Below are 15036 nucleotides of genomic sequence, written 5' to 3' on the forward strand. Positions count from 1 at the left end.
CGGGGATGCCACACGGGGAGAGCCGATGAAGGGATACGACGTCGAGGGACCGGCGCTGGAACTCGGGGCCCTGGTGCGCGAGGACGGCACCGCCGACCCCTCGGAACAGATCCGCATCTCTCTCGGCATGCTGAACCGGCACGGACTGGTCGCCGGCGCCACCGGTACGGGGAAGACCAAGACGCTCCAGCTCATGGCGGAGCAGCTCGCGGCCCAGGGAGTCCCGGTCTTCCTGGCCGACATCAAGGGGGACCTGTCGGGGCTCGCCTCGCCGGGCACGACGTCCGAACGCGTCACCCGGCGGGCCGCCGAGGTGGGGCAGACGTGGCAGCCCATGGCCTGTCCAGCGGAGTTCTTCTCCCTGGGCGGCCTGGGGACCGGAATCCCGATCCGCGCCACCATGACCGCCTTCGGGCCGACCCTGCTCGCCAAGGTCCTCGGGCTCAACGAGACGCAGGAGTCGTCGCTCGGCCTGGTCTTCTATTTCGCCGACAAGCATGGGCTGCCCCTGCTCGACCTCAAGGACCTGATCGCGGTCATCCGGTATCTGACCGACACCCCGGAGGCGCTGAGCGGGATCGGCGGGCTGTCGGCGGCGACCGCGGGCGTCATCCTCCGGTCGTTGACCAACTTCGAGGCGCAGGGGGCGGAGGCGTTCTTCGGCGAGCCGGAGTTCGACGTGCGCGACCTGCTCCGGGTGACCGGCGACGGCAAAGGGATGGTCTCCGTTCTCGAGCTGCCCGCCGTGCAGGACCGGCCGCAGCTGTTCTCCACCTTCCTGATGTGGCTGCTCGCCGACCTCTTCCACGTGCTCCCCGAAGTGGGCGATGTCGACAAGCCGAAGCTCGTGTTCTTCTTCGACGAGGCGCACCTGCTGTTCGACGACGCGTCCAAGGCGTTCCTGCAGTCGATCACCCAGACCGTGCGGCTGATCCGGTCGAAGGGCGTCGGCGTCTTCTTCGTCACCCAGACGCCGAACGACGTGCCGTCCGACGTGCTGGCCCAGCTCGGCGCGCGCGTGCAGCACGCCCTGCGCGCCTTCACCCCCCAGGACGCCAAGGGGCTCAAGGCCACGGTCTCGACCTTCCCCGCGTCCTCCTACGACCTGGAGCGGCTGCTCACCGAGCTCGGCATCGGCGAGGCCGTGGTCACGGTCCTGTCGGAGACGGGCGCGCCGACCCCCGTGGCCTGGACGCGCCTGTGCGCGCCGCGGACGCTCATGGCGCCGTCGAGCCCGGACGTGGTCCAGGGCATCATCGCCGCCTCGCCACTGCAGCAGAAGTACGGTACGGCGGTCGACCGCCAGTCCGCCTACGAGATCCTGTCCGCGAAGCTGGCCGAACAGCAGCAAGCCGAGGAACCAGCCGCCGAGGCCCCACGCGAGCCGGCGCGGCCCAGGGAGCCGGCGCCGAAGCGGTCCACGCTGGAGAGCGTGCTGGAGTCGAAGGAGTTCCGCTCCATGGCGCGGTCGGCGGCCTCCGCCCTCGGCCGGGAGATCACCAGATCCATCTTCGGCACCGCCCGCCGCGGACGGCGCTGACCCGGAGCCCGTCCGGCCAGGCCGTCCCCGTCGGGCCGGCGGCGAATCGGGCCCGGAGGTGACTCACGGTGATCGGCTTGGAGCGGAAAGCGGCTTTACCCTCTTGACGGCGCGTGTAAGGTGCTCGAAGTGCCTGATCAGCATCCGCGACAAGGGTGATTCGCATGTCATACCCCTCCCACGATGGCTACGATCGCCGCCCGGCTCCGGCCCGGCCGAGGGTGAATCCCGCGCGAGTGTGGGGAGGCGGCGTGGCGGCCGCCGTGGTGGCCGCGCTGATCGTGGTGGTCGGAGTCATGATCAGCAAGAGGCTGCTCGGCATCCGCGTCCTCACCCCCGACGGGGCGCCCGTCTACGGCAGCTCGGCGACCACGGGATACGCGATCTCGGCCGCCGCCCTGGCGCTCATCGCCACGCTGCTGCTCTACATCCTCATGCTGTCGACCCCGGAGCCGAACAGGTTCTTCGGCTGGATCGCCGGGCTCGGCACCGTCATCATCACGCTCCTTCCGTTCATGAGCTCCGCGGATCTCATCCCGCAGATCGCCACGGCCGTCATCAACCTGATCATCGGCGTCGCGATCGTCTCGCTGCTGGCGTCGATCGGGCGTACGGCCATCGAGGAGGTGCCGGATCAGGGCTCGTACCCGTACGAGCAGCCCCGCGGATACGACCAGTCCCGGGGGTACGAGCAGCAGCGCGGACACGAGCAGCAGCGGTACGAGCAGCCCCGGCACGAGCGGTCGCGCGAGTACGAGCAGCGCGGATACGAGCGCCGGGACCACAATCCGTACGACTGACCGCCCGGTCCGGCCCCCGGTTTCGGTTGCCGCAGAAGGCCTCGACCCGTGGGCGGGTCAGGTAAGGGCCGGGTAGTCGGTGTAGCCGCGGTGGTCGCCGCCGAAGAAGGCGGCCGGGTCGGGGGTGTTGTACGGGCCGCCGGCCGCGAGGCGGGCGGGCAGGTCGGGGTTGGCCAGGAACATCGAGCCGAAGGCGATCATGTCGGCGGTGCCGTCCTCCACCAGGTCCAGCGCGTCGGGTCCGGTGGGGGCCGGATGCGTGAACGGGTTGAGGATGAGCGCGCCGGGCCAGTCCTTGCGCAGGCGGCGGGTCAGGTCGCGGTCCGCGCCTTCCACCAGGTGCAGGTAGGCCAGGTCGAGCGGGACCAGCCGGGCCACGAGGGCGCCGTACGTCTCCTCCACATCGTCCTCGGCGATGTCGTTGTACGGGTTGCCGGGCGAGAGGCGAAGGCCGACCCGCTGCCCGCCGATCGCCCCGGCCACGGCGGCGGCCACCTCGGCGGCGAAGCGGATGCGGCCCTCGGCCGAGCCGCCCCAGGCGTCGGTGCGGCGGTTGCTGTTGGGGGCGAGGAACTGCTGGATCAGGTAGCCGTTGGCGCCGTGGAGCTCCACCCCGTCGAACCCGGCGGCGATCGCGTTGCGGGCCGCGGCGGCGAAGTCGTCGACGGTCCGGCCGATCTCGGCCTCGGTCAGCTCCCTGGGGGTGACGAAGTCCTTGGGGCCCTCGTGGGTGTAGATCTGCCCCTTGGCCGGCACGGCGGAGGGGGCGACCGGGTGCAGGCCGTCGGGCAGGAGGCTGGGGTGGCCGATGCGGCCGGTGTGCATGATCTGCGCGAAGATCACACCGCCCGCGCCGTGGACGGCGTCGGTGACCTTCCGCCAGGCCGCGACCTGTTCGGCGGAGTGCAGTCCGGGGGTGTCGGGGTAGCCCTGGCCGACCACCGACGGCTGGGTGCCCTCGGTGACGATCAGGCCGGCGCCGGCCCGTTGCGCGTAGTAGGTGGCCATCAGCTCGGTCGCGCCGGCGCCGGGGCCGTAGGCGCGGCTGCGGGTCATGGGGGCCATGACGATGCGGTTGGCCAGGCGCTTGCCGCCCAGTTCGTAAGAGTCGAATGCCGTTGGCATGATCACATTCCTTGTTGAGAGGTACTACGTAGCGTTACCTGTTCGAGCAAGTAAGTTCGCGGATCCATTCCGGATGGCCGCGTGATCCATGTCACGCATGGCGAGAAGCCGTTCCGATAGGATGAATGCTTGTTCGAGCAGCCACATTCACGGGAGAGGCCGATGGGCTCAGCGAAGAAAGGCGCCGAGATCGCGGCAACGGCCGGCACCCCGCTGCCGCCCTCCGTCCAGGCGGGCCCGCTCAACCACGCGATCATCCGCGTCGCGCGCCTGCACCGCATGCTCGCCGCCCAGCTCCTGCGCCGCGTCGGCCTCCACCCCGGCCAGGAGCTGGTCATGATGCAGCTGTGGGACCGCGGCCCCCAGCGTCAGACCGACCTGGTGCGCATGCTCGGCTCCGACGCCGCCACCATGACCCGCACCATCCAGCGCCTCGAGCACGCCGGCTTCGTCCGCCGCCGCCCCTGCGCCACCGACAGACGTGCCACCATCATCGAGCCCACCCCCGCCAGCCAGGCCCTGCGCCGCGAGGTCGAGAACATCTGGGCCGAGCTCGAAAGCAGCGTCGCCGGCGGCCTGACCCCCGATCAGCAGGCCGACGCGCTCGACGTGCTCGAACAGATCGAGGCCGGCCTCGCCCGCGCCACCACGCAGAGCACCCTCACTCCTGGCCGGATCGGGGTACCAGGCGAATGATCGGCAGTTCCCGGTCGGTCTTCACCTGATACTGGGCGAAACGGGGCGCGGCGGCGACTATCTGCTGCCAGGCCTGTTCGCGTTCCGCGCCGTGGAGCTGCTCGGCGACCACCGGCACCGTGCGGCCGTCGACCTCGATCCGCACCTGGTCGGGGTGGGCGGCGAGGTTGTAGTACCACGCCGGGTTCCCCACCGCCCCGGCCGCCGAGGCCACGATCAGCCAGTTGCCGTCCTTTCCGGGGAACCAGCCGACCGGTGTCGTACGCTCCAGCCCGCTCTTGCGGCCGACGGTCGTCAGGATCAGGGCGTTGAAGCCCATGAACGTCCCGCCGCCCTTGCGCCGGAGCCGTCTGGCCATCAGCGCGTTCAGCCATCGGAACGCCCGGCCGGCCGGCTGGCGGGCGCCCCGGGTCCCCGCGGGGGTGTCGAAGCTCATGCGATCTCTCCATCATCGGTCGGGTGGACGGTGCGGCGGACCTCGGCCTCGCGGTCGTGGCCGAACGGCAGCCCCTCCAGGTTGAAGCTCCACGACACCGCGGGGGTGATCCGCATGTAGGACGCGAGCCCGAACTGGCCCTGGCGTTCGACGAGTTCGGCGTCGCCGTAGATGCGCAGGTAGCGCGGCGTCCACGGATCGGTCGAGGGCAGGTCGTCGATGACGAGGGCGACCTTGGTGTTCCCGTCCCGCACGTTGCGGAACTTCCTGGTCCTGTCCGGATCGATGCCGCCCACGTACACGTGCGTCCCGTCGAAGTCGAACCCCACCGGCACCACGTCCGGCTGGCCGTCGTCCGAGACGGTGGCGATGCGGGCCAGTCGCTGGGACCGCAGGTAGCCGATCTCTTCTTCGCTGAAAGACATGCTGAACCCGTTCGTTAACGGAGCGTACTGTATGCGGCATTAACTATATGCCCCATGTACCGTAGTGCCGTGAACAAGACGGCGCAAGCAGGGCAGGAAGACGTGACGGAGGCCCGCCATATCGGCGACCCGCGGACGGACGTCGCCACCGCGCTGCACCAGCTCTCCACCCTGGTGCAGGGCATCTACCTCCGCGTCTCCGAACGCCACGACCTGACCCCCGTCCAGGCCAGGCTCCTGTGCGTCCTGCTCGACGGCCCCCGGGGCATGGCCGAGCTCGCGCAATGCTTCGGCGTGGAGAAGGCCGCGCTCACCGGCCTCATGAACCGGGCCGAGCGGCGTGGCCTCGCCCAGCGATCAGCCGTGCCGGGCGACCGGCGCGCGCTGCAGGTGACGCTGACCGACGCCGGTCACGAGGCGGCGATGGCGTTCCATGCCGAGGTCAGCGTGGAGCTCGACCGTCTCGTCGCACCGCTCGCGCCCGACGTCCGCGAGCGCTTCGGAGACACGATGGCCGAGATCATCGAGAAGTGCCGGGGGTCGGGCGGCTGCGCCGGACACCGCTGAGCTCAGGAGGCGTTCGTCCGGAAGGAGGAGCGGTAGGACTGCGGCGTGACGCCGACGACGCGCTTGAACCGCTCCCGGAACGCGGTCGCCGACCCGAACCCGGCCTGCGCGGCGATGCGTTCCACGCCGTGGTCGGTGTTCTCCAGCAGGAACTGCGCCCGTCGTACGCGTGCGCACAGCAGCCACTGCAGCGGCGTGGTGCCGGTCTGCTCGCGGAAGCGGCGGCTGAAGGTCCGCTCGCTCATCCCGCCGCGCAGGGCCATCTCCGCCAAGGTCACCTCCTGGGCGAGGTTGTCCTCGATCCACGACAGCACCGGCTCCAGCAGCGACCCCTGGGGCACCGGCGGCTGGGCGTGGACGATGAACTGCGCCTGCCCGCCCTCCCGTTCCAGGGGCATCACCGACAGCCGGGCCGAGTCCGCGGCGACCGCCGAGCCGAAGTCCCGCCGGATGATGTGCAGGCACAGGTCCAGGCCGGCGGCGGCCCCGGCCGAGGTGAGGATCCGGCCGTTGTCGACGTACAGGACGTCCGGCCGCACGTCCACCCGCGGGAACTGCTGGGCCAGCCGGTGCGCCGCCGCCCAGTGCGTGGTCGCGCTCAGCCCGTCCAGCAGCCCGGCCGCGGCAAGGGTGAACGCCCCCGCGCAGATGGAGGCGATCCGGGTGCCGGCGGCGGCCGCCGCGCGCAGGGCGTCGAGCACCTCCGGCGCGGGCGGCGCGGCCCGCTCGGAGCAGCCCGGCACGACGATCGTGTCCGCCTCCCGCAGCGCCCGCAGGCCGTGCGGGGCGATGAGCGTGAAGGCGCCGCCGGCCACCTGCGGCGTCGCGGCGCAGACCAGGATCCGGTACGGGCTGCGCCCGTCTGCCAGCCGGGCCCGCCCGAACACCTCGATGGGCGTCGCCAGGTCGGCCGCCACCACATGGTCCAGAGCCAGGACCGCCACCGTGTGCATGAGGCCACGGTAGGCGCTCACGGGTTCGGGCCGGATGGCGGGAACCCGTGGGAAATTGTCGATCCAGCCCATGGGGAGCCGTGGCCGCGCGCTCTAGCGTTGCGCTGCGAGAACCGGAGAACCCCAACCTCAGAACGGATTGCCACACCCCATGTCCGTCATCATGCCGATCGTCATCGGGCTGATCTGCGTTTCCCTCCTGTCCCTGATCCCCGAGCCGCATCGGCGCCAGGTCAACGCCGTGCTGGTCGGCGGGGCCGGCGCCGCCTACCTCAGCGGGGGCGGGCTCGGGTACTGGGAGTTCGTCCTGCCGGTCGTCATGACCTACGTCGCCTACCGGGGGCTCGACAGCTGGACCTGGATCGGCATCGGCTGGCTGCTCCACACCGCCTGGGACGTCCTGCACCACCTCCAGGGGAGCCCCCTCCTGCCCTTCGCCGCCCTTTCCTCCTTCGGCTGCGCCATCTGCGACCCGGTCGTGGCGCTGTGGTGCTTCGCGGGCGGGCCGTCGATCGTCACGTGGGTCCGCGCCCGCAAGGCAGCGACGCCGCAGGCATAGGGCCCCGGTCAGTCCAGCCCGCCGCGTTTGACCAGCTGGGCGGCGATGACGTTGCGCTGGATCTCGTTGGTTCCCTCGCCGACGATCATCAGCGGCGCGTCGCGGAAGTAGCGTTCCACGTCGAACTCGGTGGAGTAGCCGTAGCCGCCGTGGACGCGTACGGCGTTGAGCGCGGCTCTCATGGCGGCCTCGGAGGCGAACAGCTTCGCCATGCCGGCCTCCATGTCGCAGCGCGCGCCGCTCTCGTAGCGCTCGGCGGCGTGCAGGATGAGCTGGCGGGCGGCGGTGAGGTCGGTGGCCATGTCGGCGAGGTGGTTGCCGACGGCCTGGTGCTTCCAGATGGGCTTGCCGAAGCTCTCCCGCTCCTGCGCGTAGCGAAGGGCGTCGTCGAACGCCGCGCGGCCCACCCCCAGGGCCCGGGCGGCGACCTGGATGCGGCCGACCTCCAGGCCCTTCATCATCTGCGCGAAGCCGCGGCCTTCCTCGGCGCCGAGCAGGGCGGTGAGCGGTGCCCGATGGTCCTCGAAGACCAGCTCGCAGCTCTCGACGCCCTTGTAGCCGAGCTTGGGCAGGTCGCGCGAGACCGTCAGGCCCGGCCCGTGTTCGATGAGCAGGATGGAGATGCCCTTGTGCCGCGGCCGCGCGGAGGGGTCGGTCTTGCACATGAGGGCGATCAGCTGGGAGCGGCGGGCGTTGGTGATCCACGTCTTGGCGCCGTTGACCACGTAGTCGTCGCCGTCCCGGCGGGCGGCGGTGGTCATGGCCTGCAGGTCCGAGCCACCGCCGGGTTCGGTCAGCGCCATGGTCGCGCGGATCTCGCCGGTCGCCATCCTGGGCAGGTAGTGGTCCTTCTGCTCCTGCGTGCCGAAGGCGAGGATGAGCTTGGACACGACGGTGTGCCCGCCCATGGCGCCGGCCAGGCTCATCCAGCCGCGGGCGAGCTCGGCGGTGACCAGGGCGTAGCACGGCATGGACACCGGAGCCTCGCCCCAGGGTTCGGGGATGGCCAGGCCGAAGATGCCCAGCCGCTTCATCTGCTCGATGAGCTTGTCCGGGTATGCGTTGGCATGTTCCAGGTCGCGGGCGACGGGCCGGACCTCCCGCTCGACGAAGTCGCGGACCGTGTCGACGACGGCTTGTTCCTCGGTGGTGAGTCCAGTGGTGAGCCCAGTGGTGAGCATCGTCCTGCGTCCTCTGCTGATCTTGTGGCCGGTGCCGAGCACCCCGCCCGAACCGGCGGCGGTGATCGGCCATCTAACGAACCATGACAGCAGACCCGCTGCGTCCGGGGGATCCGTCGAGGCTGGGCCGCTACCGGCTGGCGAGCAGGCTCGGCTCGGGCGGCCAGGGCGTCGTCTACGAGGGCTACGACGAGGCGGCCAACCGCGTGGCGGTCAAGGTCCTGCACGCGTACCTGTCCGGCGACTCTCCCCTGCGCCGCCGCTTCACCCGGGAGGTGACCGCCGCGCGGCAGGTCGCCTCGTTCTGCACCGCCCGCATCCTGGATCACGACCTCGAAGGCGAGCGCCCCCACATCGTCAGCGAGTTCGTCCCGGGCCCGAGCCTGCGCGCGGCGGTGGCGGAGGGAGCGCCGTTCTCGGGTGACCCGCTGCACCGGCTGGCCGTGGGCGTGGCCACCGCGCTGGCCGCCATCCACCAGGCGGGCGTGGTGCACCGCGACCTGAAGCCGGAGAACGTCCTGATGGGGCCCGACGGGCCACGAGTGATCGACTTCGGCATCGCCAGGGCCGCGGGCCTGTCGATGACCTCGACGGGTGAACTGGCCGGGACCCCGATGTACATGGCGCCGGAATTGTTCTCCGGGGGCCGGGCCGAGCCGGCGGCCGACGTGTTCGCCTGGGGTTCGGTGGTGCTGTTCGCCGCGACGGGGCGCGACGCGTTCACCGCCCCGACGACGATCGCGGTCATCAACCGGCTGCTCAACCACGACCCTGACGTCGATGTCCTGCCCGAGGGGCTGCGCGAGCTGGTTCGCGCCGCGCTGTCCAAGGACCCGGCGGCGCGTCCTTCCGCGCAGCGCCTGCTGCTGACGCTGCTCGGCGGCGAACGCACAACGCTGGCCGAAGGCGCCGAGGCCGCCGCGGGGGTGCGCCCTTCCGGCGGGCGGGCCGCCGACCCGGCGCTCGGCGCGGTGGCCGAGCGGTTCTACGCCGGGCTGCCGGCGTCCGAGCGCGAGGTGGCGCGCGATCTGCTGCTGCGGCTGGTGGACGTTCGCGACGGCGACGAGGCGCCACGTACCGCCACTCTGGACGAGCTGATCGAGGTACGGCAGGAGGCCGCCGAACGGGTGCTCGCCGCGCTCGAGGAGGCCACGCTGGTCCGCCGCCAGGGAGACGGGGTCGTGATCGGCAGCGCCGCCCTGCTGTACGCCTGGCCCCGGCTGCACGAGTGGGTGACCGGCGACCGCGACGCGCTCGGACGCCACCGCGAGCTGGGCGAGGCCGCCCGCCGCTGGGCCCGTGGCGGCCGCCGCCCTGAGGACCTCCTCCGCGGCACCGCCCTGCGCCACGCGCTGGACTGGACCGGCGCCACGCATCTGACCCTGAACACCACGGAGCGCGAGTTCGTCGAGGCGAGCAGGGCCGGGTCGGCGCGGCAGAGCAGGCTGCGGCGCCTGGTCACCACCGGCGTGGCGGTCCTGCTCGTCGCCTCGCTCACCGCCGGCACCCTCGCCTGGCAGCAGTCGCTCAGGAGCGACGAGGCCGGCCGGCGCCTGGCCGAGGAGCGGTCGCAGGCCGCGGCGCGGCGGGTGGCGCTGCAGGCGGACGCGCTGCGCGGGACCGACCCGGTGAAGGCGATGCTGCTCAGCGTGGCGGCCTACCGCATCGCGCGGGTTCCCGAGGCACGTTCGGCGGTGCTGAGCTCGCTCGCCCAGCAGGAGCAGTCGGTCTTCACGGATCCCGCCCCGGCCAACGAAGGGCGGGCGCTGAGCCCCGACGGGCGGACGCTGGTCAGCGCGGGCGCCGGCCGGGTGACCGTCTACGACGTGGCGACGGGGCGGCCGGTCAGGACCTTCGGCGGCATCGGCGAGGCGCCCGTCACCGCCGCGGTGGGTCCGGACGGTGACACGCTGGCGCTCGCGGGGGGCGGCAGGCTGGAGCTGTGGAGCCTGCGCACCGGGCGGCGGCTGGGCGAGGGCGGCTGGATGCCCGGAGGCTCGACGAGCTACGACGGACGCCCGGCGAGCCTGGAGTTCAGCCCCGGCGGGGGCTACATCGTCGTGCGCGCCAACCTGGGCGGGCCGTACGTCGCGCTGTGGAACGTGGCGCGGCGGGCGCTGGAGAAGCAGGACGGCTACGTGAGCAACGCACGTGTCGGCCCCGGCGACCGCTTCGCCGTCCTCGAGATCACCGAGCAGGACACCGTGACGACGCTGCGGGCGTTGCCGGGAGGGGGAACGCCGGCGGGCAAGCGGCTCCCCGGCCGTGGCCTGCCGGGGCAGGTCACGGCCATCAGCCCCGACGGCGCGCTGGCCGCTGTGGGCGGGCGGAAGGGCACGACGCTGTGGAGCCTGTCCACCGGCACGCGGGACCGGCGCAGCTTCCCCGGCCCGGGCACCGAGGCCGCCTTCAGCGACGACGGCCGCTTCCTGATCACCTTCGACAACTGGGCGGGCGGCCGCATCACCCTGTGGCGGCTGAGCGACGCGGCCCCGCTCCTGCGGCTCACCGTCGCGTCCAAGATCGTCGGGGCTCCGCGGTTCGGCCCAGGGAACCGTACGCTGAGCATCCTGGACGACGCCGGGCAGGTGACCACCTACGACATCAGCCGGCAGACCGGCCCCCGGCGCGTCGTGCCCGCCGGCGCTCTGCAGCCGCGGTTCACCGCCTCGGGGAGCCTGCTGCTCGCCCGGACGGGCGACGCCGTGCGCGGCTGGTCGGTGCCCGGGTTCGCCGAGACCCGGCGGCTCGGCATCGGCAGGAAGGGCGAGCCGATCATGCGGGTCAGCCCCGACGGGCGCACGGTCGTCACGATCTCCTCGGAGGACCTCACCACGGGACCCACGTTCTGGGACGCGGCATCCGGGCGGAAGCTGGGTTACCTGGCCCTGCAGTCGGCGGACGTCAGGGCGGACATGCAGATCAGCCCCGACGGCCGGCTGCTGGCCCTCAGCTCGGCCATGGCCAATGACTACACCGGCGCGGGCGAGGTCGTGGTCGTCGACATCGCGCGGCGCGAGCGGGTCATGCGGTTCGGCCCGGTCGCGGGCGGCCCGCTGTCCTTCAGCTCCGACGGCAGGTTCCTGGTCACCGCCGACGCCGCGGGTGCCGACGTCATCGACCTGGTCACCCGCAAGGTGCTCCCCCGCGGGCAAGGCCCCGGGACGCTGGCCGTGGGGTGGATGGTCCTCGCGCCGAAGGGCCCGCTCGGCGCCTCGCCGTACGGGAGCAGAGCGGTGGTCCTGTGGGACACCCGCACCTGGCGTACGACGGGTCAGGTGTTCAGGGTGCCGGGAGACGTCGTGGGGGCCGGGTTCTCCCCCGACGGGCGGATCCTGGCGGTCGCCCACGACACCAGGGTGACGATGTTCGACACGGTCGCGGGCCGGCAGCTCGGCGCCGCCTGGACCGTGACCACCGGGGCGTTCGATCCGTACGAGCTGCACGACCTCATGCCGGCGCTCGCCTTCACGGCCGACGGCTCGGCCCTGCGCGTGGTGGGGCTCGACGGCGCGTTCCAGGAGCTTCCGGTCGACCCGGCGCCGGCCGTCCGGATCGTGTGCGAGCGGGCGGGCCGCCGGCTCACGCAGGCGGAGTGGCGCGAGCACGTGGGAGCCGACGTGGGTTATCAGGAGGTCTGTCCCGCTTAGGTGGGGTTTACCCCATGGCGGACTGGAGTGCCGGCTTCAATGCTTCCAGCGGCCGGGTGCGACATGTTCGTTGTTGGAGGGACCATGTCGAACTCAGACGATCACCTCGTCAGCCGCCGCGCCGTACTCCGTGGCGCCGCCCTCGGCACGGCTGCGCCACCGGCTCGCCGGCACCGTGATGTTCGTCGGCGGGGCCGATGCGACGGAGCGGGCGCGGCGGCTCGCCGACGAGATCGGCACGCTCGGCACCGTCTCTCCTCCCGCCACCCCCGAAGCCCTCGAACGCCTGGTGGCCGACCTCCGGATCCCGGACGGGCCGTTGACCGGCTTCGTCTTCATGCGGGCCCAGGCGTCCGACGCGGCCGAGGTCCGGGTGTCCTACCGTTGCCGGCCGGAGAGCCGGTATGTCGCGCTCCGCGAGGACATCCATCGAGACCAGTTACCCGCACTTCGGCGCCTTCACCCCGGACGAGCGTGCCATCGGCCGCGGGGTCCGCGGGACGGCCGGCTGAACTCTCTCAACGCCAGCGGGGCAGGCCAGACCACCAGCATCGATATTGAATCGGTTATCCCCCTGGACACATATCGATATTGGACATGACCCGGCGGCTTCTGCTCTCCTCTTGCGATGCAGATCGAGAATGAGGGGCCGACCGAGCCGCAGTGCCCCGACGTCCTCCGGCAGGCATCGGGATCGTGAGAACGACCCGGCCCATGGCGCCGAGTACGTCCGCCCCGCATCCGAGCCGACCGCTCGCCGGGGACCCCGCGCCTCCGGTGCGCCCGCCGGGCAACGGCCGCCACGTGCTCGCCGTCGTCGTCGGAGTGCAGCTGGCCATCTCGATCGGGTTCTTCGCGGTGATGGCGCACCTGGTCACGTACCTGCGCCACGATCTCGGCCTGCTCGCCGGCACCATCGCCGTGGTGCTCGGGGTGCGCGTAGCGCTGCAGAACATGCTGTTCCTGCCGGCCGGCGCGATCACCGACGCGGTGGGACCGGCCCGCGCGGGAGCGCTGGCCTGCGCCCTGCGGGCGGCCGGTTTCGGCCTGCTGGGAGTCATCGACGGGCCGGCCGGGTTGCTCTGCGCGGCGGCGGTCCTGGCGGTGGGCGGGGCCCTGTTCCACCCGGCCGCCCAGTCCCTGCTTGCCGGGGTGCGGCCCGAACGGCGTGCGCAGGGCTTCGCGGCCTACGTCGTCGCCGGCCAGTTAGGGGCGGTGGCCGGCCCACCCGTCGGGCTGGCCCTGCTGGCCGGCGGATTCGGGCTGCTGTCCGCGGCGGCGGCGGGTGCCTGGGCGGTCGGCGCCGTACTGTTCCTGCTGCTGCCGGCCGAACGCGGCGCCGGCCGGCTCCACGTACGCAGGCTCACCGGTGGCGTGTCGGCGGTGCTCCGAGACCGAGACTTCCGGCGCTTCGCCATGACCGCCGCGCCGACGACGCTGCTCGCCGACCAGATCGTCACCGTGGTCCCGCTCAAGGAGGTCGGGGCAGGCTCGACGACCCTGTTCTTCTGCGTGGTGGCGGTCGCCATGGCCGCGGTCCAGCCCTGGTGCGCGGCCGGCGGGCGAGGCGAACGTCCCTGGGTGCTCAGAAGCGGCCTGGTCTGTGCCGGCCTCGGCTACCTGGCGCTGCTCGCGATGCCCTCCGGCGAGGGCGGTCACCTCGTCATCCTCCTGGTGGCCGCGGTGCTGCACGGGCTGGCCCAAGGGCTGATGCAGTCGGCGCTGTTCCAGACGGTCACGCGATGTGCGCCGTCCGGACGGTTCGGGGTCTATTTCGGCCTGCTCAGCTTCGTCGCCGGGGTGGTCACGTTGGCCGGCGGGTTCGTGGTCGGCCGGCTGTTCGACGCCGGGGGCGGCGCGGCGGCCATGGCGCCGGCGGGGCTCGCGCTGATCGCGGTGCTCTCCGCCGCCGTCCTGCGGCTTCCCGCGAGCACGACGGGTCGTGATCTTCGCTGATGTTTCGAGGCTGCGCGAGCTGATCCCTGACTGATAACGTGGGGATCGCGAGGCCATGGGAGGGCTTCCTTCTCACTTTTGGAAAAAGTCATCTAGCCTTCCCGCTTTCCTCGCGTTCAGGCCGTGAGACATTCTGCGGGCTCCCTGCGAGCCAGGGGCCCGCAAGGGTCTATGGCCGCTCAGGCGCTTCCTCCACACTTCGCCGATGCCATTCCGCCAGCTCCACCAGCAACCCATCGGCGGCCCCACCGAACATCGCCGCGAGCGCTTGTTCGCTGTCCACCACCACGACGGTGTCGAGCAGGTCCGCCCGCAGCCTCGCCGCTCTCGGATCCCCGGCGCCGTCAGGGTCGAAAGCGGTGGCGGCCAAGAACAAACCGCCGACGCCTGCCAAGGTGCCGGCCTGGTGGGCCTGGGTGCCGAGCACCGCGGAAGCGTTCGCGGGCGCGGCAGGCAGTGCCGGCTGACCGTCGCGGAGCAGAAGCGCGAGCGGTCGGACGGGGACCGTTTCCCCCACCTCGCCGTCCGGCACATGAGCGCCGCCGTCGCGACCGCGTGTCACACCGGACGGATATCCCCATGGCCGACCGCTCTCCTGGTCCTGCACACTCGCGCGTGTGAACAGACCCCCCTCGGCATCGACGACAAGGTCTCCAGGCTGCCATCGCTCGCCATCGAGCGGTGCGTGCGTGTCCTTCATGGTGGGCAGGGTACGCCCCGACTACGACAAATGACCCGACAAGACGTATCTCACGCAGTGCCGCAGCTTGATGGTTCTCCCCGGGCTGGAGACCGCCGCCGGGGGTGTACCAGCGAAGCGTGCCATCGCGTTGGTCGCGGCTGGAGAACAGCAGGAGCCGATCGGCGTCGTCGATGAGAACGACACGTGCACTGGGACGCGAGACCAAGCCATCCGCCGTTTCCACCACGATCATTGTCTCCCCTGAAAGCAATCCTCTCCAGCCCTTCGGTGCCCTCGCTCGTCGGATGTTCAGAGACCTGAGGTCAAGAGCTCTGGCCCCTCGGTCAGACGGTTGCTCCTGGGCCTGGCAACAGGTCGACGTCGCCGGCGTGCATCGGCTGGCCGCAGTGGGCGCAGCGCAGGTCGGTACGGCTGATCTCGCCGCATGCGTGGTGGCGGTAGAGCA

General features: G+C 71.8%; 14 protein-coding genes and 1 pseudogene. 8 read left to right on the top strand and 7 right to left on the bottom strand.

Going from position 1 to position 15036, the window contains the following annotated elements:
* Positions 1 to 25: 25 nt before the first annotated feature.
* A complete protein-coding gene (locus ACIHFD_RS59460; RefSeq protein WP_397374494.1) occupies positions 26 to 1540 on the top strand; it encodes a helicase HerA-like domain-containing protein in 1515 nt (504 codons plus the stop codon).
* A gap of 164 nt (positions 1541 to 1704) precedes the next feature.
* On the top strand, positions 1705 to 2340 hold the full coding sequence (locus ACIHFD_RS59465; protein ID WP_397374495.1) for a DUF6069 family protein: 636 nt from the start codon (positions 1705 to 1707) through the stop codon (positions 2338 to 2340).
* Between the two features lie 57 nt (positions 2341 to 2397).
* On the opposite strand, the gene ACIHFD_RS59470 is transcribed toward ACIHFD_RS59465, so the two are convergent.
* A complete protein-coding gene (locus ACIHFD_RS59470) occupies positions 2398 to 3465 on the bottom strand; it encodes an alkene reductase (protein ID WP_397374496.1) in 1068 nt (355 codons plus the stop codon).
* A 162-nt stretch (positions 3466 to 3627) separates the two neighbouring features.
* Between ACIHFD_RS59470 and ACIHFD_RS59475 the strand changes: the two genes are divergently transcribed.
* The gene (locus ACIHFD_RS59475) at positions 3628 to 4161 is read left to right on the top strand and encodes a MarR family winged helix-turn-helix transcriptional regulator (protein WP_397374497.1); all 534 of its coding nucleotides are present in this window, start codon (positions 3628 to 3630) and stop codon (positions 4159 to 4161) included.
* On the opposite strand, the gene ACIHFD_RS59480 is transcribed toward ACIHFD_RS59475, so the two are convergent.
* Positions 4127 to 4597, bottom strand: a complete 471-nt coding sequence (locus ACIHFD_RS59480) for a nitroreductase/quinone reductase family protein (protein WP_355211728.1) — start codon at positions 4595 to 4597, stop codon at positions 4127 to 4129. The genes ACIHFD_RS59475 and ACIHFD_RS59480 overlap by 35 nt on opposite strands.
* Positions 4594 to 5022 carry a PPOX class F420-dependent oxidoreductase gene (locus ACIHFD_RS59485; RefSeq protein WP_397374498.1) on the bottom strand — a complete coding sequence of 143 codons (429 nt, stop codon included), beginning with the start codon at positions 5020 to 5022 and terminating at the stop codon, positions 4594 to 4596. The genes ACIHFD_RS59480 and ACIHFD_RS59485 overlap by 4 nt, the downstream gene beginning before the upstream one ends.
* Before the next feature lie 69 nt (positions 5023 to 5091).
* Between ACIHFD_RS59485 and ACIHFD_RS59490 the strand changes: the two genes are divergently transcribed.
* Positions 5092 to 5589, top strand: a complete 498-nt coding sequence (locus ACIHFD_RS59490) for a MarR family winged helix-turn-helix transcriptional regulator (RefSeq protein WP_397374499.1) — start codon at positions 5092 to 5094, stop codon at positions 5587 to 5589.
* 2 nt (positions 5590 to 5591) lie between these two features.
* On the opposite strand, the gene ACIHFD_RS59495 is transcribed toward ACIHFD_RS59490, so the two are convergent.
* Complete coding sequence (locus ACIHFD_RS59495) at positions 5592 to 6542, bottom strand: GlxA family transcriptional regulator (RefSeq protein WP_397374500.1); 951 nt, start codon at positions 6540 to 6542, stop codon at positions 5592 to 5594.
* 151 nt (positions 6543 to 6693) lie between these two features.
* Here ACIHFD_RS59495 and ACIHFD_RS59500 point away from each other — a divergent pair, with 151 nt between their 5' ends.
* A complete protein-coding gene (locus tag ACIHFD_RS59500; RefSeq protein ID WP_397374501.1) occupies positions 6694 to 7101 on the top strand; it encodes a DUF6010 family protein in 408 nt (135 codons plus the stop codon).
* An 8-nt stretch (positions 7102 to 7109) separates the two neighbouring features.
* On the opposite strand, the gene ACIHFD_RS59505 is transcribed toward ACIHFD_RS59500, so the two are convergent.
* Positions 7110 to 8282: an acyl-CoA dehydrogenase family protein gene (locus ACIHFD_RS59505; RefSeq protein ID WP_397374502.1), complete on the bottom strand. Its 1173-nt coding sequence runs from the start codon at positions 8280 to 8282 to the stop codon at positions 7110 to 7112.
* A gap of 83 nt (positions 8283 to 8365) precedes the next feature.
* Between ACIHFD_RS59505 and ACIHFD_RS59510 the strand changes: the two genes are divergently transcribed.
* The 3 genes from ACIHFD_RS59510 (at position 8366) to ACIHFD_RS59520 (ending at position 13888) form a co-directional block, all read left to right on the top strand.
* The gene (locus ACIHFD_RS59510; protein WP_397374503.1) at positions 8366 to 11932 is read left to right on the top strand and encodes a WD40 repeat domain-containing serine/threonine protein kinase; all 3567 of its coding nucleotides are present in this window, start codon (positions 8366 to 8368) and stop codon (positions 11930 to 11932) included.
* 130 nt (positions 11933 to 12062) lie between these two features.
* A complete protein-coding gene (locus ACIHFD_RS59515) occupies positions 12063 to 12533 on the top strand; it encodes a hypothetical protein (RefSeq protein ID WP_397374504.1) in 471 nt (156 codons plus the stop codon).
* A gap of 113 nt (positions 12534 to 12646) precedes the next feature.
* Entirely contained in the window at positions 12647 to 13888 is a 1242-nt protein-coding gene (locus tag ACIHFD_RS59520; protein WP_397374505.1) for an MFS transporter, read from the top strand.
* 169 nt (positions 13889 to 14057) lie between these two features.
* On the opposite strand, the gene ACIHFD_RS59525 is transcribed toward ACIHFD_RS59520, so the two are convergent.
* Together ACIHFD_RS59525 and ACIHFD_RS59530 are read right to left on the bottom strand one after the other, a co-directional pair.
* A complete protein-coding gene (locus ACIHFD_RS59525; protein WP_397374506.1) occupies positions 14058 to 14588 on the bottom strand; it encodes a hypothetical protein in 531 nt (176 codons plus the stop codon).
* Between the two features lie 55 nt (positions 14589 to 14643).
* Positions 14644 to 14823, bottom strand: a pseudogene (locus ACIHFD_RS59530) (NUDIX domain-containing protein); the annotation flags it as partial.
* Positions 14824 to 15036 lie beyond the last annotated feature (213 nt).

The sequence above is a fragment of the Nonomuraea sp. NPDC051941 genome (assembly GCF_044593615.1).